This window comes from Streptomyces sp. VNUA24 (assembly GCF_029167005.1).
GTDB lineage: Bacteria > Actinomycetota > Actinomycetes > Streptomycetales > Streptomycetaceae > Streptomyces > Streptomyces scabiei.
On sequence record NZ_CP119143.1, the window covers coordinates 5,127,376 to 5,149,214 of the forward strand.

Here is a 21,839-nt window from a genome sequence, read left to right on the forward strand (position 1 = left end):
TGAGGGAGACCCCGATGAGCGCACCCGACGGCAGCCCGGTCGGAGCCGAACGCACGGTCGGCCAACTGTTCGCCTCGGCGACGGCCGAGATGTCCGCGCTGGTGCACGACGAGATCGCGCTGGCCAAGGCCCAGCTCAGGCAGGACGTCAAGCGCGGGGTGATCGGCGGCGGGGCGTTCACCGCGGCCGGCGCGGTCCTGCTCTTCTCCCTGCCCATGCTGAGCTTCGCGCTGGCGTACGGCATCCGCACCTGGAGCGAGTGGAACCTGGCGATCTGCTTCCTGCTGTCGTTCGCGGCGAACGTCGTGATCGCCGTCGTGCTGACGCTCATCGGCGTGGTCTTCTCGAAGAAGGCCAAGAAGGGCCAGGGCCCGCAGAAGGTCGCCGCGTCCATGAAGGAGACGGCGGGCGTGCTGCAGAACGCCAAGCCCCACCCCCGTCGGCCCGCCCCGGCCGACGACGTCGTCGAGGCTGTGGCACGCTCGACGTCATGACCGACCCCGCGACCGCCCCGGCCGCCCCCTCGAATCAGCCCGCGTCCCCCGTACGGCTCGACGTGCCCGGCGCCAAGGGGCTGATCCACCGGGACGTGGCGGCCAACGGCGCGCGTTTCCACATCGCGGAAGTGGGCGACGGGCCGCTGGTGCTGCTGCTGCACGGCTTCCCGCAGTTCTGGTGGACCTGGCGGCACCAGCTGGTCGCCCTCGCGGACGCGGGTTTCCGGGCCGTGGCGATGGACCTGCGCGGGGTCGGCGGCAGCGACCGCACACCGCGGGGCTACGACCCCGCGAACCTCGCCCTGGACATCACCGGGGTCGTCCGGTCCCTCGGCGAGCCCGATGCCGCGCTGGTCGGCCACGACCTGGGCGGTTATCTGGCCTGGACGGCCGCCGTGATGCGTCCCAAGCTCGTCCGCCGGCTCGCGGTGTCCTCGATGCCGCATCCTCGGCGGTGGCGGTCGGCGATGCTCTCGGACGTCAAGCAGACGTCGGCGGGTTCCTACATCTGGGGGTTCCAGCGGCCCTGGATTCCCGAGCGCCGGCTCACCGCCGACGACGGCGCCCTGGTCGGCCGGCTGATCCGCGACTGGTCGGGGCCGAGCCTGCCCGACGACGAGGCCGTGGAGACGTACCGGCGGGCGATGTGCATCCCGTCGACGGCACACTGCTCGATCGAGCCCTACCGATGGATGGTGCGGTCCCTGGCCCGCCCGGACGGCATCCAGTTCAACCGCCGGATGAAGCGGCCGGTCCGGGTGCCCACCCTCCATCTGCACGGTTCACTCGACCCGGTGATGCGTACGCGCAGCGCGGCCGGGTCCGGGGAGTACGTCGAAGCGCCCTATCGCTGGCGGCTGTTCGACGGTCTGGGGCACTTCCCGCACGAGGAGGACCCGGTGGCGTTCTCGGCCGAGCTCATCAACTGGCTGAAGGACCCCGAGCCCGACCGGTGAGCCGTGCCCCGGAGCGGGCCCGAGAGCAGTGTCGGTGAGCGGTGCCCGTGAGCCCCGCCCGGGGCCTCCCGCCGCCCCGATGTGAACGGCTGTTCTACGAACAGTTACATGCCCGGCGCATAGGCCAATTGGGGGGCGTGGGGGCGGTTATGGACCTTGGGGCGGGGGCACACGTCGGGGTATGGGCTGGACGCACGACTACAGTGACGCAGCACGCAACCGCCGCTCGGCCGCGGGCCTGAGCTCCCACCAGAGGGGCGCCCCGCAGGTGCGGGACACCGATCCCCGGCTGGGCATTCCGCGCATCCTGCGTCGCCGGGCCCGCTGGGTCTCGGCCCGGCTGCGCCATTCCCGTCCCTGACCCCAGCGGGACGACCCGCCCGGCACCTCACCGCCGCGGTGCGACCCGCTCGGCACTTCACCGCACAGGACCCGCCCGGCCTCAGAGGGCGCAGCTGTCGCTGTCCACCTGCTGGTTGGCGGTACGGCCCTTGGCGATGTCCTCCTGGACCTCGTCCGCGGTGAGGGCGTAGCCGGTGTCCGGGTTGTCGAGGGACTTCGCGAACACCACGCCGTAGACCTTGCCCTCGGGCGTGAGCAGCGGGCCCCCCGAGTTGCCCTGACGGACGGTCGCGTACAGCGAGTAGACGTCACGGTGGACGGTGCCGCGCTTGTAGATGTCGGCGCCGTTGGCCGTGATGCGCCCCCGCACGCGCGCGGGGCGGATGTCGTACGCGCCGTTCTCCGGGAAGCCCGCGACGATCGCGTCGTCGCTGCTGACTGCGTCCTTGCCGGTGAAGTGCAGTGCGGGCGCCTTCAGGCCCGGCACGTCCAGGACGGCGATGTCGCGCTCCCAGTCGTACAGGACGACCTTGGCGTCGTACTTGCGGCCCTCGCCGCCGATCTGGACCGTGGGTTCGTCCACTCCGCCGACCACGTGCGCGTTGGTCATCACCCGGCGCTCGCCGAAGACGAAGCCGGTGCCTTCGAGGACCTTGCCGCAACTCTGCGCGGTACCCATCACCTTGACGATGGATCGCTTGGCGCGCTGGGCGACCGGGCTGCTCGCGAGCGCCGGGTCGGGGGGCTGGACCTCGGTGATCGGCTCGTTGGAGAACGGGCTGAAGACCTGCGGGAAGCCGTTCTGCGTGAGGACCGAGGAGAAGTCCGCGAACCAGGTGTCCGCCTGGTGGGGCAGGGCCCCCGCCACGCCCCGCAGCACCTTGGACTCGCGGACCTCCTTGCCGAGCGTCGGCAGCGTCGTCCCCGCGAGGGCGGAACCGATCAGCCAGGCGACCAGGAGCATGGCCACCACGTTGACGAGGGCGCCGCCGGTGGCGTCCAGGGCGCGGGCCGGGGACCAGGTGATGTAGCGGCGGAGTTTGTTGCCGAGGTGGGTGGTCAAGGCCTGGCCCACCGAGGCGCAGACGATCACGATGACCACCGCGACCACGGCGGCGGCCGTGCTGACCTCGGAGTTGTCGGTCATCCAGTCCCAGACGACGGGCATGGCGTAGACCGCGACGAGGCCACCGCCCAGAAAGCCGATCACCGAGAGGATGCCGACGACGAAGCCCTGTCGATAGCCCACGATCGCGAACCAGACCGCGGCGACCAGCAACAGGATGTCCAGCACGTTCACCGCTTCAAGCCTCGCCTCGTCACTTCGCCAGCACTACAGGCCGACCGGGGGACCGGTCCGCCGCGCGGCGACAGGGAGACGCAACGGGCCCCGGACGACGCAGCACGGCAGCCACCCTGTCATGAGCGCCAGTCGAGCGGGACCTGCTTCTCACGGTCCCAGGGGCGCTCCCAGCCCGCGTAGTGCAGCAGACGGTCGATCACTCCGGCCGTGAACCCCCACACGAGGGCCGATTCGACCAGAAATGCCGGGCCTGCGTAGCCGCGGGGGTGAATGGCGGTGGCGCGGTTGGCCGGATCCGTGAGATCCGCCACGGGGACGGTGAAGACGCGGGCCGTCTCGTTCGGATCGACGACCCGGACCGGGGTCGGCTGTCGCCACCAGCCGAGGACGGGCGTCACGACGAAGCCGCTGACCGGGATGTACAGCTTGGGCAGCACGCCGAAGAGCTGGACTCCCGCGGGGTCGAGGCCGGTCTCCTCCTCCGCCTCGCGCAGGGCGGCCCGCAGCGGGCCGTCGGTCCGCGGGTCGCCGTCCTCGGGGTCGAGGGCGCCGCCCGGGAACGAGGGCTGGCCGGCGTGCGATCTGAGCGAGCCGGAGCGCTCCATGAGCAGCAGCTCGGGGCCGCCCGGCCCCTCGCCGAACAGGATCAGGACCGCCGACTGCCGGCCCGAGCCGTTCTCCGGCGGCAGGAAGCGGCTCAGCTGCAGCGGCTCGACCGTGTCGACGGCGTGCACGACCGGGTCCAGCCACGCGGGCAGGCCCGCCCGGTCCAGGCCCACGTGTCCGCCCTGTGTGCGGTGCCCGCTGTCGGTGTCCGTGCCGCCGTCCGTCCGGCTCGCGCGTGTCATCGCCACCCCCGTCGTTCTTCCGGTCCCAACGCCCGGGAGACCGCTGATCGTTCCACTCGTGCCTCATGTCCCTCGTGTGGGTGGCGGGTACCGGGACGGGGAGGGGGCGTGCCGTGCCGTTCCGTGGCGCCCGTCATCCGGCGGCTCCGAGGGGCGGGGCCGGGATGCCGCCCGCGTCGAGGTAGGACTGCGGGGGCTTCAGACGCTGGCCCGGGAAGCCGCCCTTCTCGTACTTCAGCAGCTTCCTGGCCTTCTCCGGGTCGGTCTCGCCCTCGCCGAACGCCGGGCAGAGCGGCGCGATGGGGCAGGCGCCGCAGGCCGGTTTGCGGGCGTGGCAGATGCGGCGGCCGTGGAAGATCACATGGTGCGACAGCATCGTCCACTCGCTCTTCGGGAAGAGCCCGCCGATGGCCGCCTCGATCTTGTCCGGGTCGGTCGCCTCGGTCCACCGCCAGCGCCGTACGAGCCGCTGGAAGTGCGTGTCCACGGTGATACCGGGCCGGCCGAAGGCGTTGCCCAGCACGACGAAGGCGGTCTTGCGGCCGACGCCGGGCAGCTTGACCAGGTCTTCGAGACGGCCGGGGACCTCACCGCCGTGGTTCTCCACCAGGGCCTTGGACAGTCCCATGACCGACTTCGTCTTGGCCCGGAAGAAACCGCAGGGCCGCAGGATCTCCTCGACCTCCTCCGGGACGGCCGCGGCCAGGTCCTCGGGGGTGGGGTACTTGGCGAAGAGCGCCGGTGTCGTCTGGTTGACCCGCAGGTCGGTCGTCTGCGCGGACAGGACCGTCGCCACGACGAGCTGGAAGGGGTTCTCGAAGTCCAGCTCGGGGTGCGCGTACGGGTACACCTCGGCGAGTTCGCGGTTGATACGGCGGGCTCGGCGGACGAGGGCGGTCCGGGACTCGTTCTTCGCTGCCGTCTTCTTCGCCGCCGTCCGACTTGCCGCCGTCTTCTTCACGGCTGCCTTCTCTGCGGGCTTCGCCGCCGCCTTCTTCGTAGCCACCTTCTTCATAGCCGTCGGCTTTTGAGCGGTGGCCCTTTTCTCCGGGGTGGCCTTTTTCACCGGGGCCGCGGTCTTCTGGGCGGAGTTCTCCACCATTGATGGATCGGACACTTTCGTCGCCTTTGCCGTTTTGTTCGCTCCTGTGGAGCCCTGTTCGCCCACAGCGGAATCGCGACGTGCAACCACCCGCCCAGCCCCCTTGGCCTGTGCTCTCACCGGCGATTTGGACACCCGGCCAGCCTAAAGCCCGGCACCGACATCCGCCCCGGGCCCAGAAGATCGGCCCCCAATTGGACCCCTGACGCTTACCCCGGGACATGTGTGCGGCATCCTTGTGACAGATCACACTGTTTGGTCCGTCCGGCAAGATGGGGAACACGGTCCCCTGGTAGTACGGGGAGCAAGATCCCCTGAGCAGGTCGACAAGGAGAGAACTCGTGGACGACGTTCTGCGGCGCGCCCCGCTCTTCGCGGCGCTCGATGACGAGCAGGCCGCGGAGCTCCGCGCCTCCATGAGTGAGGTGACCCTCGCGCGCGGTGACGCTCTCTTCCACGAGGGCGACCCCGGTGACCGCCTCTATGTGGTCACCGAGGGCAAGGTCAAGCTGCACCGCGCGTCGCCCGACGGCCGCGAGAACATGCTGGCCGTGCTCGGCCCCGGTGAACTGATCGGCGAGCTGTCGCTGTTCGACCCCGGCCCGCGTACGGCGACCGCCACGGCCCTGACCGAGGTCAAGCTGCTCGGCCTCGGCCACGGCGACCTCCAGCCCTGGCTGAACGCGCGTCCCGAGGTGGCCGCGGCGCTGCTCCGGGCGGTCGCACGCCGACTGCGCAAGACCAACGACCAGATGTCCGACCTGGTGTTCTCGGACGTGCCCGGGCGGGTCGCTCGCGCGCTGCTGGACCTCTCCCGGCGGTTCGGTGTGCAGTCGGAGGAGGGCATCCACGTGGTGCACGACCTCACCCAGGAAGAGCTGGCGCAGCTCGTGGGCGCGTCGCGGGAAACCGTGAACAAGGCTCTGGCGGACTTCGCGCAGCGTGGGTGGCTGCGACTGGAGGCCCGCGCGGTGATCCTGCTGGACGTGGAACGACTGGCCAAGCGGTCCCGCTGACGCGGGGCGTGTGACGGCCGGAGCTTCTGGGGCACCGGCCAGACCGCACGCTTGTCCGAACACCATGGGCAGGACCGTCAGTACGTCGATGGGCTCGTCTCGTTCGCGAGGCGGGCCCAGTTCGTTGTGCCCGTCCGGGGTGCAGTGACCTCGATCTCCTGGCACGGCAGCACCCGGACCGGCGGACGGATGAACGCCCCTGGGCGGCCCTGGGAGGGGCCTCTGGGGCCGTGGATGCCTGGGGGGCGCCCGAGGTGCTGTTCGTCGGGCGCGGGGCCGGAGAGGGCCGCTCAGGCGGACGGCGGGGTCAGGGACGGAGTCAGGGACGGAGTCAGATCAGGCCGTGTTCGGTCAGGTACTCCAGTTGTGCCCGGACCGAGAGTTCCGCCGCCGGCCACAGGGAGGGGTCGACGTCCGCGTAGACGCGGGTGACGACCTCGTCGGGGGTGCGGTGGCCGTTCTCGACCGCCGTCTCGACCTGGGCGAGCCGGTGGGCGCGGTGGGCGAGGTAGAACTCGACGGCACCCTGGGCGTCCTCCAGGACGGGCCCGTGGCCGGGCAGGACGGTGTGGACGCCGTCGTCGACCGTGAGGGACCTGAGCCGGCGCAGGGAGTCGAGGTAGTCGCCGAGACGGCCGTCGGGGTGGGCCACGACCGTCGTCCCGCGTCCCAGGACCGTGTCGCCCGTCAGCACGGCACGGTCGGCCGGGAGGTGGAAGCAGAGCGAGTCGGCGGTGTGCCCGGGAGTGGGTACGACCCGCAGCTCCAGACCGCCGACCGAGACGACGTCACCCGCGCCCAGTCCCTCGTCGCCGAGCCGCAGGGCGGGGTCGAGGGCCCGGACGCTCGTCCCGGTCAGCTCGGCGAAGCGACCGGCGCCCTCCGCGTGGTCCGGATGGCCGTGCGTGAGCAGGGTCAGCGCGACCCGTTTGCCGGCCTTATCCGCCGTGTCGACGACCCTGCGCAGGTGGACGTCGTCCAGCGGGCCGGGGTCGATCACGACCGCCAGGTCGGAGTCCGGCTCGGAGACGATCCAGGTGTTGGTCCCGTCCAGTGTCATCGGGGACGCGTTCGGCGCGAGCACGTTGACCGCGCGCGCGGTGGCGGGCCCGGACAGGACACCGCCCCTGGGCCGGCCGGGGAGAGCTGCTGCGTCGGTCATGCGCGGGTGCCTTCCAGCGGAACGGACGGGATGCGGGGCGTGCACGGCAGGGGGCGGGACGCGCGCGGGGGCGGGGCCTCGCCGTCCGGTCGGCCCGGGAGGGTGGTCTCGTCCGTCATCCGGAGTCCCCGCCGCCCGGGATCCGCTTGGTGAACTCGGCGTGGCCGGGCCAGGAGAGGACCACGTCGTCGTTGTCCGCGAGACGGGCCTCGGCGAGGACGGGGGTCAGGTCGCAGGCGGGCGCGGCGGCGAGCGCGGCGGCGGCCGTGTCGTACTCCGCGAGCCGGCGCAGGGTCGCGATGGTGGGCGGCATCATCAGCAGGTCGCCCTTGTCGTAGCCGTCCGCCGCGTCCCCCGGCCGGATCCACACCGTGCGGTCGGCTTCCGTGGAGGCGTTCCGGGTGCGCTGCCCCTGCGGGAGCGCGGCCACGAAGAACCAGGTGTCGTAGCGGCGGGACTCGAACTCGGGGGTGATCCAGCGGGCCCAGGCACCCAGCAGGTCGGACCGCAGGACCAGCCCTCTGCGCTCCAGGAACTCCGCGAAGGACAGCTCCCGTGCGGCCACCGCCGCGCGGTCCGCCTCCCAGTCGTCGCCCGTGGTGTCCCCGACCACGGTCTCGGGATCGGGCCCGGCGAGCAGCACGCCCGCCTCCTCGTACGTCTCCCGCACGGCCGCGCAGACGATCGCCTGGGCGTCGTTCTCGCCGACACCGAGCCTGGACGCCCACCACGCGCGCGTGGGGCCCGCCCAGCCGATCTGGTGGTCGTCGTCGCGGGGGTCCACACCGCCGCCGGGATAGGCGTACGCGCCCCCGGCGAAGGCCATGGAGGCGCGTCTGCGCAGCATGTGCACGACCGGCGTGTCGGCCGTGTCCTTGAGCAGCATGACGGTGGCGGCCCTCCTGGGGGTCACCGGTGTCAGCGTGCCGGCCGCCAGTGCGCGGATGCGGTCCGGCCATTCGGGTGGGTACCACTGCCCGTTTGCCATGGGCGGAGGCTAACTCGTCACGGGCGGATGTTCGAGTGAGCCTCCGCGGTCCCGGCGGTCGCTACGCGACGGTGAGCTCCACCTGGAGTTCCACCTCGACCGGCGCGTCCAGCGGGAGCACGGCCACACCGACCGCGCTGCGCGCGTGGACACCCTTGTCGCCGAAGACGGCACCCAGGAGTTCGCTCGCGCCGTTGAGCACGGCGGGCTGACCCGTGAAGTCGGAGGCCGAGGCCACGAAGCCGACGACCTTCACCACGCGCGCGACACGGTCCAGGTCGCCCGCCACGGACTTCACGGCGGCGAGGGCGTTCAGCGCGCAGGTACGCGCGAGTTCCTTGGCCTCCTCGGGGGTGACCTCGGCGCCGACCTTGCCGGTGACGGGCAGCTTGCCGTCCACCATGGGGAGCTGTCCGGCGGTGTACACGTACACACCGGACCGGACCGCCGGCTGGTACGCGGCCAGCGGCGGGACGACCTCGGGCAGCCTCAGCCCCAGCTCCGCGAGCCTGGCCTCGACGGCGCTCACGGCTTGGGCCGCTTCAGGTAGGCCACCAGCTGCTCGGGGTTGTTCGGCCCGGGCACGACCTGGACGAGCTCCCAGCCGTCCTCGCCCCAGGTGTCCAGAATCTGCTTCGTGGCGTGGACGAGCAGCGGCACGGTTGAGTATTCCCACTTGGTCATGCGGCCGACCTTATCCGTTGCCCGGCCGCCGCCCGGGCACGGGATACGCCTCGGTCGGCGGGCGGGCGGAACAGAAGTTGTCCACAGCCTCCCGCGTATGCCGCGCGCCGACTGGTTAGGCTCGAATACGTGAGCAGGCTCCAGGTCGTCAGCGGCAAGGGCGGGACCGGAAAGACCACGGTCGCCGCCGCACTCGCGCTCGCCCTCGCGACCGAGGGCAAACGCACCCTCCTGGTCGAGGTCGAGGGCAGACAGGGCATCGCACAGCTCTTCGAGACGGAGGCACTGCCGTACGAGGAGCGGAAGATCGCGGTGGCACCCGGGGGCGGGGAGGTGTACGCGCTGGCCATCGACCCCGAACTGGCCCTGTTGGACTACCTCCAGATGTTCTACAAGCTCGGCGGGGCGGGCCGGGCCCTGAAGAAGCTCGGCGCCATCGACTTCGCCACCACCATCGCGCCCGGCCTCCGGGACGTGCTGCTGACCGGCAAGGCCTGCGAGGCGGTGCGCCGCAAGGAGAAGAGCGGGCGGTTCACGTACGACCACGTGGTGATGGACGCGCCGCCCACCGGTCGCATCACCCGCTTCCTGAACGTCAACGACGAGGTGGCGGGCCTGGCCAAGATCGGCCCGATACACAATCAGGCCCAGGCCGTCATGCGGGTCCTGAAATCGCCCGGAACGGCCGTGCATCTGGTGACGCTGCTGGAGGAGATGCCCGTCCAGGAGACGGCCGACGGCATCGCCGAACTGCGGGCCGCCCAGCTGCCGGTGGGGCGGGTCGTCGTCAACATGGTGCGGCCGGAGCTGCTGGACGCCGACGAGCTGGAGTTCGCGCGCACGGTGCCGCGTACGGCCGTCGCCAAGTCCCTGTCCACGGCGGGGCTGGGCGGCGCGCGGCGCGGCGGCAACGCCGAGCGTCTGGTGGAGCCGCTGCTCGCGCAGGCCGAGGAGTACGCCGAGCGGTACACCCTGGAGCACGAACAGCGGGGCGTTCTGGGTGAGCTGGGCCTGCCGCTGCACGAACTGCCGTTGCTCGCCGAGGGAATGGACCTGGCGGGCCTGTACGAACTGGCCACGGAACTGCGTCAGCAAGGAATCTCATGACTCCGGACCCGGCCAACGCGCACGAGGCCACCGCACAGGATGCCGCCGCACACGAAGCGGCCCACTCCCCCGAGGGACACCGCGTGATCGGCTCGACCCGCCCCCTCGCGGTCGACCCCCTGCTGGACGACCCGCGGACCCGCATCGTGGTGTGCTGCGGCGCCGGCGGCGTGGGGAAGACGACCACGGCGGCGGCCCTGGGGGTGCGGGCCGCCGAGCGCGGCCGCAAGGTGGTCGTGCTCACCATCGACCCGGCCCGGCGGCTCGCCCAGTCCATGGGCATCGACTCGTTGGACAACACCCCGCGGCGGGTGAAGGGCATCGACGGGGACGGCGAGCTGCACGCCATGATGCTCGACATGAAGCGCACCTTCGACGAGATCGTCGAGGCGCACGCGGACCCGGACCGTGCCTCCGCGATCCTGGGCAACCCCTTCTACCAGTCGCTCTCGGCGGGCTTCGCGGGCACGCAGGAGTACATGGCGATGGAGAAGCTGGGCCAGCTGCGGGCCCGGGACGAGTGGGACCTGATCGTCGTCGACACGCCCCCGTCCCGCTCGGCGCTGGATTTCCTGGACGCCCCCAAGCGGCTCGGCTCGTTCCTCGACGGGAAGCTGATCCGTGTCCTGCTGGCACCCGCGAAGGTCGGCGGGCGGGCCGGGATGAAGTTCCTGAACGTCGGCATGTCGATGATGACGGGGGCCCTGGGCAAGCTGCTGGGTGGTCAGCTGCTCAAGGACGTACAGACGTTCGTGGCCGCCATGGATTCCATGTTCGGCGGTTTCCGTACGCGCGCGGACGCCACGTACAAGCTGCTCCAGGCGCCCGGCACGGCTTTCCTCGTGGTGGCCGCGCCGGAGCGGGACGCGCTGCGCGAGGCGGCGTACTTCGTGGAGCGGCTGGCGGCCGAGGACATGCCGTTGGCCGGGCTGGTGCTCAACCGGGTGCACGGCAGCGGCGCGGCCCAGCTGTCCGCGGAGCGTGCGCTCGCCGCCGCGGAAAATCTTGAAGAGCCCGGCATTGTGGATCAGGTGGACGGGAAAGCAGTTCGTAACTCTCCCGACACGCAAGGCAGTTCAGACCGTTCAGACAGTTCAGACCGTTCCGGCAGCTCAGACCAAGCAGACAGTCCGGACCACGCAGACAGTCCAGACCGTGCAGGCAGTCCAGCAAGTCCTGCCAGTTCCGACTCTCCCGCCACGACCGGTACCGAGGACGGCTCCCCCGCCCCGGACCTGACTGTGGAACAGCTCACGTCGGGCCTGCTCAGACTGCACGCCGAGCGGATGCGGATGCTCTCCCGAGAGCAGCGCACCCGTGATCGCTTCACCGCGCTGCATCCCGAGGTGGCCGTGGCCGAGGTGGCCGCCCTGCCCGGCGATGTCCACGACCTGGCGGGCCTGCGCGACATCGGGAACCGGCTCGCGGCCATAAGGCCGGAGCTGCCTGTCTCCGAGGACTGACGGAATCGACAGCCGACGGAACCGACGGCTGACCGGCCGACGACTGATCGAACCCCGGGCTTACCGTCCACGCCTGCCGACAGCCCGCACCAGCCGCCTCCGCACGACCCAGCACGACCCAGCACGACCCAGCACGACGGCAGGATCGTACGACCGCAGAAGTGACGGTGGTGTGCGACCAACCAGGAGGTTCCCTGGTCCGCCCAGTGGCCGCCCTCGTGATCCGTCTCCGTAAGACCACCAAGGCCGCACCACGGCCCGTCCGTTGATCCACGCCTCGGGGCACCCGAGAGCCGGCACACCTGCCCGACGCGCCGACACCTCAAGGGCGCCCTCGACCGACGTGGCCCGGAGGGGCCGTCGCCGTCAGCTCACTGCCGCGTAGTTCTCGTAGATCTCGTCATCGTCGAGCGGCAGAATGCCCGCGCCACGCTCGTACTCCGTGCGCGCGGTCTCCAGCAGCCTGCGCCAAGACGTGACGGTCGGACGCCTGCGCAGCAGTGCGCGACGCTCACGCTCCGTCATTCCTCCCCACACGCCGAACTCGACGCGGTTGTCCAGCGCGTCCGCCAGGCACTCCGTCCGCACCGGGCATCCGGTGCACACCGCCTTGGCCCTGTTCTGCGCTGCTCCTTGAACGAACAGTTCATCCGGATCGGTAGTGCGGCAGGCAGCCTGCGCACTCCAGTCGGTTACCCAGCCCATACCGGCGCCGTCCTCTCCCGAATCGAGGCTCCCCCACGGCGGCAGCGGCATATTCACCGCCGCCAGTTGAGGACGTTACGGAAGGTGGGCACAGCGCAACACCCCCTTCGGGCCCAATCTTGAATGGCCCGAACGGACTATGCGTAAGCGGCAGATCACCCGCGGGAGTGACCTGAGGGCATACGTGACTTTCCCGGCAGAACGGGATGGTTGACATGCGTCACAACGGACACTGAATGACACACGAGGTGTATTCGGACACGGCACTCGAAAAAAATCGGAAGAACGTCAGAACGATTCGGGCTCGCTGGACGTACTTGATACAAGGGCCTATGGCTGTGACAGTTGAGAGCAGCTTAGGCCAACGCCTGCGCGCGTGTCCGGCGAATGGGAACGTAGACAACCGTTCATGTTCTCTTCGCCTCCGCGGCACCGCGCCGCGGAGGTTCCGGCGCCACGCCGCAGACGGGCCGGGGCCACGCCACGGAGGTTCCGGCGCCACGCCGGCCCCGGTTCGGCGGCCGCCTCGCGCACGCGCCACCCCCGCGCACGCGCCGCCCTGTGATGCGGTGGTTCCCGCACACGCCACCCCACGTGGCGGACACCGGATGTCACGATCCGGCACCCGTACCCCTCTCGACCCACCGGCTCCTTCGGAACGGCCGTCGCTACGGATTAGGCTGCCCTCATGCCAAACAAGCGCTCGGGTGGTGGTCTGTCCGCCACACAGCAGGCCGCCAAGTTCCTAGGTGTCAGCGTGCTCGCCGGTGCCGTCATGGCGGGCATCGCGCTGCCCGCGGTCGGCGCCCTGGGGCTGGCGGCCAAGGGGTCGGTCGAGGGGTTCGACGAGCTCCCCGCCAACCTCAAGCAGCCGCCGCTGAGCCAGCGCACCTCGATCCTCGACAGCAAGGGCGACACGATCGCCACGGTGTACAGCCGCGACCGTACGGTGGTCGATCTCAAGGAGATCTCGCCGTACATGCAGCAGGCGATCATCGCCATCGAGGACGCCCGCTTCTACCAGCACGGCGCGATCGACCTGAAGGGCGTCCTGCGGGCGCTCAACCGGAACGCGCGGGAGGGCGGTGTCGCCCAGGGCGCGTCCACCCTCACGCAGCAGCTCGTGAAGAACGTCGCGGTGGAGGAGGCCGGTGACGACCCGACGCTGGTCGCGCAGGCCACCCAGCAGACCCTCGGCCGGAAGATCAACGAGCTGAAGAAGGCGATCCAGCTCGAAGAGGAACTCAGCAAGAAGAAGATCCTCGAGAACTACCTGAACATCACGTTCTTCGGTCAGCAGGCGTACGGCGTCGAGGCCGCGTCCCAGCGTTACTTCTCCAAGTCCGCCAAGGACCTGGACGTGGAGGAGGCCGCGCTCCTCGCCGGAATCGTGCAGTCGCCCAGCCGGTACGACCCGGTGAACGACCCCCAGGAAGCCACCAAGCGGCGTAACACCGTGCTGCAGCGCATGGCCGACCTCGGTGACATCTCCCAGGCGGAGGCCGACAAGGCCACGGAGAAGCCGCTCGGGCTGGACATCAGCAAGCCGAAGAACGGCTGCATCACGGCCGTCAAGGGCGCGGGCTTCTTCTGCGACTACGTGCGCGAGGTCTTCCTGACCAACCCGATGTTCGGAAAGTCCAAGGAGGCCCGGGCCAAGATCTGGAACCAGGGCGGTCTGACGATCCGGACGACGATGGACCCGAAGGCCCAGAAGTCGGTCCAGGCCTCCGTCAAGAGGCACGTCTACCAGAAGGACGAGGTCGCCACCGCCGCCACCATCGTGGAGCCCGGCACCGGCAAGATCCTCGCCATGGGGCAGTCGAGGCCGTACGGACTCGACACCAAGAAGAACGAGACGACGATAAACCTCTCGGTGGACGAGTCCATGGGCGGCGGAGCGGGCTACCAGCCCGGTTCGACGTTCAAGCCGATCGTCGCCGCGGCGGCCCTGGAGGACGGCATGTCCCCGGGGAAGGTCTACCCCTCGCCGTACCAGATGCCCTATCCGAGCCCGATCTCCACCTGTGGCGGCGGCACCTGGCGCAACGGCACCGGCACCGCTGCCGCGAAGCTGGAGAACGAGAGCGCGAGCGAGGTCGGCCCGTACTCCCTGCGGAAGGCGACCGCGCTGTCGGTCAACACCTACTTCGTGCAGATGATCGCGGACATCGGCATCTGCCCGGTGACGAAGATGGCCAAGAGCATGGGCGTCGAGCGGGCCGACGGGCGCAAGATCGACCAGGCGCCGTCGATAGCTCTCGGCACGCAGGAGATGTCCCCGCTGACCATGGCGAACGCGTACGCGACCTTCGCCGCGCGCGGGATGTACTGCACGCCGGTCGCCATCGAGTCCATCACACAGCGGGTCGGCGAGAAGTCGAAGTCGTTGGAGGTCCCGAAGTCGACCTGCTCGCGGGCCATGTCCGAGAACACCGCCGACACCATCAGCGCCCTGCTCAAGGGCGTGGTCGAGGACGGTACGGGTACGGAGGCCGGCCTCGGACCGAGCCGCCCCAGCGCCGGTAAGACCGGCACGACGGACGGCCGTTACGCGGCCTGGTTCGTGGGCTACACCCCGAACATGGCCGGCGCCGTCTGGGTGGGCGACCCCGCGCACGAGCGCCAGATGGTGAACATCAGCATCGGCGGTGTGGGATACGGCAAGGTCTTCGGTGGAAAGGTCCCCGGCCCGATCTGGCGCGACATGATGACCGGCGCGCTGGAGGGCAAGCCCCGCCCCGACTTCAACAAGGTCTACCTCCCCGAGGACCGGCCGGAGCGCGGCCGCGGGGACGACGACAACGACGGCAATGGGAACGGCAACGGGAACGGGAACAACGACGACAACGGCAACGGTGACAACCGCGGCAACGGTGGCGGCTTCATCGGCGGCGCCGACGGCGGCAACACCTTCCCGACCCCGGAGTTCAGCTTCCCGGAGAACTTCATCCAGGGGCAGACGAACGGCGGGAACAACGGGAACGGCAACGGAGGCCGCTTCGGCTGACGGCCACCGTCACCGGCCGGGTGAGTGAGTACGGCGGTGGGGGCGCCCCTTGAGAAGGGGCGCCCCCACCGCCGTTGTGCCGCGTCGCCCGGACCGCTTGCCGGACGGCCGCGTCGCCCGGACCGTTTGCCGGACGGCCGCGTCGCCCGGACCGCTGCCGGGGCTGTTCAGGCGCCCGCGAGCTGCTGCTTGACGAGGGCGGCGACGCGGCCGCCCTCGGCGAGCCCGGCCACCTTCGGGTTGACGATCTTCATGACCTGGCCCATCGCGCGCGGGCCCTCCGCACCGGCGGCCCGGGCCTCCTCGACGGCCTGGACGACGATCTGCTTCAGCTCCTCGTCGGACAGCTGCTTGGGCAGGTACTCGGCGAGCAGCGCGCCCTCCGCCTTCTCCCGCTCGGCCGACTCGGGGCGACCGCCCTGGGCGAAGGCGTCCGCGGCCTCGCGGCGCTTCTTCGCCTCCTTGGTGATCACCTGGAGCACCTCGTCGTCGGAGAGCTCGCGCTTCTCCTTGCCGGCGACCTCTTCCTTGGTGATCGCGGTCAGGGTCAGCCGGAGCGTCGAGGAGCGGAGCTCGTCGCGCTCCCTGATGGCGGCGTTGAGGTCTTCCTGCAGCTTCGACTTGAGCGTGGTCATGGGGCCGATTGTCGCAGGTGTGGTGCGGAGAGCGCGCCTTGATTTCGCTGGTGTGTGCGGTGGGGGGAGGTCGGGCGCGGGGTGGTGAGGGCTCGGGTTCTGTTCGGGGGAGGGCCAGGAGACGGCTCGGACCTCGGTCGGACGCGAGTCGGAGGCGGCCGGACCTGGGCCGGACGGGAGCGGACGTCGGCCGGACCTGGGTCGGACGGGAGCGGACGTCGGCCGGACCTGGGTCGGACGTTGCTCGGGCCTGGGTCGGACCTGGGTCGTGTGGACAGTCCGGAGTGGGTTGTCCACAGGGGGAGTTGGCGGGCGGGGGTGGGCGGCCGGCGGTTGTCCACAGGCGTGCGCTCGGGGTCGACGGGGTCTGACACGATGGACACATGCAAGCGCGATACGGAGTACCTCTGGGGATCGCGGCGGTCGGTGCCGCCGGTCTGGTGTATGCGGCGGGTATCGAGGCCCGCTCCTTCCGACTGCGGCGGGTGACGGTGCCGGTGCTGCCACCGGGCATGCGTCCGCTGCGCATACTCCAGGTCTCCGACATCCACATGGTGAGCGGGCAGCGCAAGAAGCAGCGCTGGCTGCGGTCCCTGGCCGGGCTGCGCCCGGACTTCGTGATCAACACCGGTGACAACCTCTCCGACCCCGAGGGCGTCCCCGAGGTACTGGACTCCCTCGGTCCGCTGATGGAGTTCCCGGGCGCCTACGTCTTCGGCTCCAACGACTACTACGGCCCGACCCTGCGCAACCCCGCCCGGTATCTCCTGGAGAAGGTCCAGGGCCGCCACGGCCTGAACGGCAACAAGCCGGTGGTCGGCGCCGTCCACAACCCGTGGGAGGACCTCCGGGACGGATTCGACGGAGGGGGCTGGCTCAACCTCACCAACACCCGCGGCACTCTCAAGATCGAGGGCATGTCGGTCGAGCTGACCGGCCTCGACGACCCGCACATCAAGCGGGACCGCTACGCCCGCGTGGCCGGCGGCCCGTCCGACTCCGCCGATCTCTCCCTGGGCGTCGTGCACGCTCCCTATCTCCGTGCCCTCGACGCCTTCACCGCCGACGGCTACCCCCTCGTCCTCGCCGGCCACACGCACGGCGGTCAGCTCTGCATCCCCTTCTACGGCGCCCTCGTCACCAACTGCGACCTCGACACGGACCGCGTGAAGGGCCTCTCCACACACACGGCCGACGGCCGCACGGCGTACATGCACGTGTCGGCCGGCTGCGGCACGAGCCGCTACACCCCGGTGCGGTTCGCGTGCCCGCCGGAGGCATCGCTGCTCACGCTGGTGGCGCGGAAGCGGTAGAGGTAGGGGGCAGGGGGACGGGCGAGCCGCTGGCAGCAGAGCCGAAGCCGCCACAGGCGGAGTGGTCCGGCGACGGCGACGAAACATCCCCTCGTACGGATCATCCCGAATGGCCCGTTTCGCGGGGGCGCCCTAGCGTGAGCGCATGACCGCACCGATACCCAGGGACATCCCCGACCTGCCCGCGATCTCGGGCATCCCCGCACCGGTGACATCCGTCGTGCCCGCGACGGCGGTGGTGACACCGACACGACGCGCGCCGGCGGCGGCGTACCGCGCCCTGGTCGCACTGGCGGCGGCAGCGGCCGTGGTGATCGAGATGGTGCTGGGCAGCCCGCTGCGGGCGTTCAGCCACTTCGCGGTCCAGAGCACGGCCCTGGTGGCGCTGGTCTTCGCCGCCTCGGCCCGCGGCGCGTGGCTCGCCCGCCGCCCCCTGCCGTCCTGGCTGACGCTCGGCACGGTTCTCTACGCCGTCATCACGGCCGTGGTCCACCACCTGGTCCTCACGAGGGACGCGACGCCCTTCTCCATGACGATGACGTCGACGGGCGCCCCGGCGGCGCCCACCGGCTGGCTCGCGTGGACGGACGTGGCCTTCCACACGGCGATCCCGCTCGCGGTGGTGGTGGACTGGCTGCTCCTGACCCGCCCGGCACCGCCACGCCTGAGCCACGCGGCGGCATGGCTGCTCTACCCGCTGGGATTCCTGGCGTTCACCCTCGGCCGAGCCGCCCTCGTGACCCCCGACTGGCCGGCCCCGTACCTCTACCCCTTCCTGGACGTCGACCGCCACGGCTACAAGAGCGTCCTCGGCAACGCCCTGCTCCTGGGCCTCGCCTTCTACGCCCTAGCCCTCCTCCTCGTCGTGGTCGACCACCTCCGCCCCGACCCGGTACACCCCCGCAGGGGCCGCCCGGACCGCCCCGACCGACGCCCCGAAAACCGGATTTCGTCTCCGGCCACCGGTGGGCTAAAGTAAACGACGTCGCCGCGACAAGCAGTGACAATCGGGGTGTAGCGCAGCTTGGCAGCGCGCTTCGTTCGGGACGAAGAGGTCGTGGGTTCAAATCCCGCCACCCCGACAGTGAAGTACCAGGTCAGGGGCCTGATCCGCTTAGCGGGTCGGGCCCCTGAGTGGTTCCGGGGGCCATTTTGGGAGCCATTTGGGAGCCGACTTCGGGATCCGGCTCCCGGGCGGATCCCACTCCTCCCGTGGAGGCGGTGCCTGGAACATCACGAGGATGCCATCGAGCGCACGAGCGAATGAGGTGGGCCAGAGCGCGAGGTCAGCCAGCGCTGGGGTCCTCCTCCCGCAGCCGAGCGAGCTGGGCCTCGCGGAGCTTGCCTCCCCCCACTCTCCCAGGCGATGGCGCATGCGTCGTCCGAGCGCATAGCGCCGCTCACCCGGTCCACGAGGCCGGGCCTGCCTGTCCCTATTCGGCACGGAGGCTTTGTTTCGGGTCTGGAGAGCCTTCGTACCCCGAGACGGAAAGGGCCTCGACGCTAATCATCGCGGCCTGTCCCTTGATCAGGCTGCGACGCTGTAGACGTGCGGGCATCGCCAAGTAGGTGCCGCCAGTAGTTGATCTACAGCGCTTGCGCCGTGCAGCTGCGTAGCGCTGGTCGACGTGGAGACCGGCAGGGCCGGGCGCCGGTCCCGTCCGCCGACTAGCGCATTGATGACCACAGAGGACGAGACCGGTGCACATCGCTGTCAGGTCACTTCTTCACGTACAGCACCTGGAAGAGAAGCGGAATGTCCGTACCTCCGCGATATTCCTTGAGGCACGCGTAGGCGGTCCAGCGCCCTTCGGAGATTCCCTTTTCTCCCTGGGATTCACAGTATGCCTGGGAGCTCGAGGTCGACAGCCATGCGGCCTCGTAGACGTATCCCTGCGGCGGGGCCCATGCTGCAGGACGAACCAGGCCAGAGGTGTCGGCGACTCCATACTCGGCGGCCACCGCTGTAGTTGAGGCAGCGGCGGCGATCAGAGCGCTGATGGTAGCTACTGCGGTGATCCAAACGCGTGTACGCATCAGATCAGTTCCTCCTTGTTCGCTTTCGGAGACAGGACGTCAGTTGTCGGACTGTGGCCGCCCGGCCGGTTGGCCGGGAGGTGTGAGGCAGCGGACCGATCGGCGTGCTGGTCGAGGTACTCGGACCCGGTCCCTTGCCAGGACGTAGACCGCCCCGCGTGGCCGCCTTTGGCGGTACGGAACTGAATGGTTGAGCCGAGAGGCAGGCAGAGCACGAGGATTCCGCCGGACATGGCCAGGGCGAAACTCCACAGGCCCATCATGAGAGCGATGGAGAGGTGGAAGAGGAGACCGGCTCCCATGGCCCACCACCGCAGTCGCTGCGGTAGCAGTAGGGAGATCACCAGGCTGCCCTCGATCACCAGAGGGAGCCACGTCATCAACGCAACTCCCAGAGCGCTGTTGATGACCGGTGCGACGAGGGTGTCGAGCCACGGGGCAGGACCGAAGTCGAAGTTGCTGCCCCAATACCACATGGCGGTGCCGTCCTGCCATTCGGGATGGGGCAGTTTGGCGACAACGGCCTGGAGATACACGATGACCATCTGCACGCGCAGCATGATCAGTCCGCTGGTGCCGATGATCGCGAGTACCTGCTGGCTGGCGCGTGTCTCCAGCGGCTGTTCCGAGGGTTGTTCCCAGTGCCAACGGCGTTTGTCCCCGAGGGCCGGGAGTACGAACAGTACGGACAGGATCAAGGCGATCTGGTCGCCGCCGTCGACGATCGCGATACCGGAGAAGACGCTGTAGTTGACATACGCGTGCGGTAGCGCGGTGAGCCTGGGCCGCCAACCGGAGGCAACGATCAGAAGTGCGGCGACGCACGCCCACTTGAGCCAGGTCAGCTGGGTGTAGTCGTCGGGCGCGAGGCAGAAGAGGCTGGCTGCGGTAGTGGAGGCGCAGCCGGGGTAGTCGCCGATGGTGGCCACGGGCCGGAACAGGGTTTCGGCACTCGATGCGGCCAGGGTTCCGGCGGTGCCCAGGGCCACGAGAGTGCGGGCGAGCCCGTAGACGTTGGTCCAGGGCAGCAGGATGTGACGCTGGTTCACGGGCACCTCACATCCCAGACGGCGACGCGTTCGGGGGTGTGCCGCTCAGGGGAGAGGTGGCGCCAGGCCCAGGGGACCGGCCGCATCTCCGCCACGGCCGCCCGTCCGCACAGGGTCGGAGCCGGCGACGGGTTGGTCGTCGCCGTTGCCCGAGATGCCGCATGCTCCAAGCAGGCCGTAACCGAGGCGATCTCCTCGCACGAGGTCCACCGGACATTCTCCTGATGCAACAGGAGGGCCACTTCGATGCCCTGAGATCTGGGGGCGCGGTCGAGCCCGAAGACATTCGACGGCCTGGAGTGCGGGGTGAGCGCCGCACTGCGCCATGCCCCGTCGGTCATACGGTACGGGGCGTACTGGGGGTCCTTCGCGGACTTGGTGAAGAAGGCCCAGCCCTGGGGGGCCACGACTGTCGCCACTTTCTTGGTGTTGCCCTGCCCGGGAAGCGAGATGACGTTGTGCGGCAAGAAGCTCTGGGCCACATACAGGCACACGATGACCCAGACCACGGTGATCGCTGTGACCCAGGCGTGTGGCACCGCAACCGAATGGCCGGGGCGGTGGGAGCGCAGCTGGATTCTGTCGGTGAGACGCATGAGAAGGGGTGCCCTTGACTGGTCGGCAAAGCGCGGGGCCTGCGTACAGAAGCGGAGAACGAGGGGCGGCGGGCCGACCGCCAGGCGCCATGGAGGACGACCCGCCGCCTTCAAGCGCGCTTAGGCCGCCAGGACCTGCGTCAGCTCGGCGATCTGCTCGTCCCTGGTCAGAGTGCTCTCGCCCTGTGCGGACGAGGACCAGAAGTTGAGGGCGTTCACCACGTTGCCGGCCGCTTGGATGTTGACGGCGACCGAGACGTTGACCGCACCGCCCAGGTTCACGGCGACGAGTACGTTGACGGCGAGCACGACAGTGGCGCACCTGCCCGTTCCGGTGCCGGCGTCAGCGGCCTTGGGCTCCGCTGCGTCCGCCATCGACTTCAAGATGTTGCTGGCTTCAGCAACACCGCTTTCCACCTTCCGCGGGTCCCCGGAGCGGAGCTTCTGCGAGAAGGAGCTGAAGAACCCCGGCCGCTCCTTCTGGATCTTGTCCAGCAGAGCGGTTGCGGCCTGCCTCTGCTCGGCGGTGCTGTTCTCCTTGCGGAGCGCGGCGACGTCCACGAACTTACCCGAGTCGGCCAGGTCCTTTGCCACGGAGCCCTGAGCGAAGGCCAGGCCCTCGAAGAGAGCACGGCCGTCCTGCGTGGCCTCGGCCTTGGGCAGAGAGGCGGACGCTAAGGACGAGCCTGCATGGCTTGCCGCAGGTGTGGCGACGGCCTGCTGTGCCACAGCTCCGCCGAGTCCGAGGACGGCAACGGCGGCGATAGCGACGCTTGCGCGTCTGTGCATGGATAGCTCGCCTGTTTCTGGAGATGCCACAGTGATCACTCAGCGCAACCACTGGGCGCGGTCGAGTGAACGCTACAAATGTTCGATAGGGGTTGGTCAACGCCTTTACGGATTGACGGTGGGTCATCAAGCCAATGCGTTCGAGTTGGGTGTGGAGTGCAAAGGGGCCGGGTAAGTGGATCGAGCGAAAGCTAGGATCGTTCTACTACGATGCGAACAATCTCAGTGACGCGATTC

The 21,839-nt window shown here is 69.9% G+C and carries 22 protein-coding genes and 1 tRNA gene; 10 read left to right on the forward strand and 13 right to left on the reverse strand.

Annotated elements, in window-relative coordinates:
* The first annotated feature begins 14 nt into the window (after positions 1 to 14).
* The 3 genes from PYR72_RS21750 (at position 15) to PYR72_RS21760 (ending at position 1,814) form a co-directional block, all read left to right on the forward strand.
* Positions 15 to 494, forward strand: coding sequence for a phage holin family protein (locus PYR72_RS21750; protein WP_037724274.1), 480 nt, complete (start codon positions 15 to 17; stop codon positions 492 to 494).
* Positions 491 to 1,453, forward strand: a complete 963-nt coding sequence (locus PYR72_RS21755; protein ID WP_275456856.1) for an alpha/beta hydrolase — start codon at positions 491 to 493, stop codon at positions 1,451 to 1,453. Before PYR72_RS21750 ends, PYR72_RS21755 begins: the two co-directional genes overlap by 4 nt.
* 181 nt (positions 1,454 to 1,634) lie before the next feature.
* Positions 1,635 to 1,814, forward strand: a complete 180-nt coding sequence (locus tag PYR72_RS21760; protein WP_275456857.1) for a hypothetical protein — start codon at positions 1,635 to 1,637, stop codon at positions 1,812 to 1,814.
* Between the two features lie 81 nt (positions 1,815 to 1,895).
* On the opposite strand, the gene PYR72_RS21765 is transcribed toward PYR72_RS21760, so the two are convergent.
* The 3 genes from PYR72_RS21765 to nth all read right to left on the reverse strand — a co-directional run bounded on the left by PYR72_RS21765 (position 1,896) and on the right by nth (position 5,063).
* Positions 1,896 to 3,095 carry a MarP family serine protease gene (locus tag PYR72_RS21765; RefSeq protein ID WP_275456858.1) on the reverse strand — a complete coding sequence of 400 codons (1,200 nt, stop codon included), beginning with the start codon at positions 3,093 to 3,095 and terminating at the stop codon, positions 1,896 to 1,898.
* A gap of 119 nt (positions 3,096 to 3,214) precedes the next feature.
* A complete protein-coding gene (locus PYR72_RS21770; protein ID WP_275456859.1) occupies positions 3,215 to 3,946 on the reverse strand; it encodes a CoA pyrophosphatase in 732 nt (243 codons plus the stop codon).
* 133 nt (positions 3,947 to 4,079) lie between these two features.
* Positions 4,080 to 5,063, reverse strand: a complete 984-nt coding sequence (gene nth, locus PYR72_RS21775; protein ID WP_343245533.1) for an endonuclease III — start codon at positions 5,061 to 5,063, stop codon at positions 4,080 to 4,082.
* Positions 5,064 to 5,389: 326 nt separating this feature from the next.
* Here nth and PYR72_RS21780 point away from each other — a divergent pair, with 326 nt between their 5' ends.
* Positions 5,390 to 6,064 (forward strand): Crp/Fnr family transcriptional regulator, encoded by a 675-nt coding sequence (locus PYR72_RS21780; RefSeq protein ID WP_005476003.1) that lies wholly within the window; start codon positions 5,390 to 5,392, stop codon positions 6,062 to 6,064.
* 331 nt (positions 6,065 to 6,395) lie between these two features.
* Here the strand turns inward: PYR72_RS21780 and PYR72_RS21785 are convergent, their stop codons facing one another.
* From PYR72_RS21785 to PYR72_RS21800, 4 genes are all read right to left on the reverse strand, one after another.
* The gene (locus PYR72_RS21785; protein WP_275456860.1) at positions 6,396 to 7,226 is read right to left on the reverse strand and encodes an MBL fold metallo-hydrolase; all 831 of its coding nucleotides are present in this window, start codon (positions 7,224 to 7,226) and stop codon (positions 6,396 to 6,398) included.
* Positions 7,227 to 7,341: 115 nt separating this feature from the next.
* A complete protein-coding gene (locus tag PYR72_RS21790) occupies positions 7,342 to 8,214 on the reverse strand; it encodes an NUDIX hydrolase (RefSeq protein ID WP_275456861.1) in 873 nt (290 codons plus the stop codon).
* 61 nt (positions 8,215 to 8,275) lie between these two features.
* Entirely contained in the window at positions 8,276 to 8,743 is a 468-nt protein-coding gene (locus PYR72_RS21795; protein WP_013001826.1) for a RidA family protein, read from the reverse strand.
* Entirely contained in the window at positions 8,740 to 8,898 is a 159-nt protein-coding gene (locus PYR72_RS21800) for a DUF4177 domain-containing protein (RefSeq protein ID WP_005476015.1), read from the reverse strand. Before PYR72_RS21800 ends, PYR72_RS21795 begins: the two co-directional genes overlap by 4 nt.
* Before the next feature lie 129 nt (positions 8,899 to 9,027).
* Here PYR72_RS21800 and PYR72_RS21805 point away from each other — a divergent pair, with 129 nt between their 5' ends.
* Both PYR72_RS21805 and PYR72_RS21810 read left to right on the forward strand, forming a co-directional pair.
* Positions 9,028 to 10,005 carry an ArsA-related P-loop ATPase gene (locus PYR72_RS21805; RefSeq protein WP_275456862.1) on the forward strand — a complete coding sequence of 326 codons (978 nt, stop codon included), beginning with the start codon at positions 9,028 to 9,030 and terminating at the stop codon, positions 10,003 to 10,005.
* Positions 10,002 to 11,468, forward strand: a complete 1,467-nt coding sequence (locus PYR72_RS21810) for an ArsA family ATPase (protein ID WP_275456863.1) — start codon at positions 10,002 to 10,004, stop codon at positions 11,466 to 11,468. Before PYR72_RS21805 ends, PYR72_RS21810 begins: the two co-directional genes overlap by 4 nt.
* 366 nt (positions 11,469 to 11,834) lie before the next feature.
* Here PYR72_RS21810 and wblA read toward each other — a convergent pair whose 3' ends face one another.
* Positions 11,835 to 12,173 (reverse strand): transcriptional regulator WblA, encoded by a 339-nt coding sequence (gene wblA, locus PYR72_RS21815; RefSeq protein WP_013001830.1) that lies wholly within the window; start codon positions 12,171 to 12,173, stop codon positions 11,835 to 11,837.
* A 688-nt stretch (positions 12,174 to 12,861) separates the two neighbouring features.
* On the opposite strand from wblA, the gene PYR72_RS21820 reads away from it, so the two are divergent.
* Positions 12,862 to 15,183, forward strand: a complete 2,322-nt coding sequence (locus PYR72_RS21820) for a transglycosylase domain-containing protein (protein ID WP_275456864.1) — start codon at positions 12,862 to 12,864, stop codon at positions 15,181 to 15,183.
* A 167-nt stretch (positions 15,184 to 15,350) separates the two neighbouring features.
* On the opposite strand, the gene PYR72_RS21825 is transcribed toward PYR72_RS21820, so the two are convergent.
* Positions 15,351 to 15,818 (reverse strand): GatB/YqeY domain-containing protein, encoded by a 468-nt coding sequence (locus PYR72_RS21825; RefSeq protein WP_275456865.1) that lies wholly within the window; start codon positions 15,816 to 15,818, stop codon positions 15,351 to 15,353.
* 383 nt (positions 15,819 to 16,201) lie between these two features.
* Between PYR72_RS21825 and PYR72_RS21830 the strand changes: the two genes are divergently transcribed.
* The 3 genes from PYR72_RS21830 to PYR72_RS21840 all read left to right on the forward strand — a co-directional run bounded on the left by PYR72_RS21830 (position 16,202) and on the right by PYR72_RS21840 (position 18,213).
* Complete coding sequence (locus PYR72_RS21830) at positions 16,202 to 17,131, forward strand: metallophosphoesterase (protein WP_275456866.1); 930 nt, start codon at positions 16,202 to 16,204, stop codon at positions 17,129 to 17,131.
* 145 nt (positions 17,132 to 17,276) lie between these two features.
* Positions 17,277 to 18,110 carry a Pr6Pr family membrane protein gene (locus tag PYR72_RS21835; protein WP_275456867.1) on the forward strand — a complete coding sequence of 278 codons (834 nt, stop codon included), beginning with the start codon at positions 17,277 to 17,279 and terminating at the stop codon, positions 18,108 to 18,110.
* Positions 18,111 to 18,139: 29 nt separating this feature from the next.
* Positions 18,140 to 18,213 (forward strand) — tRNA-Pro (locus PYR72_RS21840).
* A gap of 637 nt (positions 18,214 to 18,850) precedes the next feature.
* Here the strand turns inward: PYR72_RS21840 and PYR72_RS21845 are convergent.
* The 4 genes from PYR72_RS21845 to PYR72_RS21860 all read right to left on the reverse strand — a co-directional run bounded on the left by PYR72_RS21845 (position 18,851) and on the right by PYR72_RS21860 (position 21,542).
* Positions 18,851 to 19,168, reverse strand: coding sequence for a hypothetical protein (locus PYR72_RS21845; protein ID WP_275456868.1), 318 nt, complete (start codon positions 19,166 to 19,168; stop codon positions 18,851 to 18,853).
* Positions 19,168 to 20,217, reverse strand: a complete 1,050-nt coding sequence (locus PYR72_RS21850; protein ID WP_275456869.1) for a sporulation-delaying protein SdpB family protein — start codon at positions 20,215 to 20,217, stop codon at positions 19,168 to 19,170. Before PYR72_RS21850 ends, PYR72_RS21845 begins: the two co-directional genes overlap by 1 nt.
* The gene (locus PYR72_RS21855) at positions 20,214 to 20,813 is read right to left on the reverse strand and encodes an SdpA family antimicrobial peptide system protein (RefSeq protein ID WP_275456870.1); all 600 of its coding nucleotides are present in this window, start codon (positions 20,811 to 20,813) and stop codon (positions 20,214 to 20,216) included. The genes PYR72_RS21850 and PYR72_RS21855 overlap by 4 nt, the downstream gene beginning before the upstream one ends.
* 120 nt (positions 20,814 to 20,933) lie before the next feature.
* Positions 20,934 to 21,542, reverse strand: coding sequence for a sporulation delaying protein family toxin (locus tag PYR72_RS21860; RefSeq protein WP_275456871.1), 609 nt, complete (start codon positions 21,540 to 21,542; stop codon positions 20,934 to 20,936).
* Between the last annotated feature and the right edge of the window lie 297 nt (positions 21,543 to 21,839).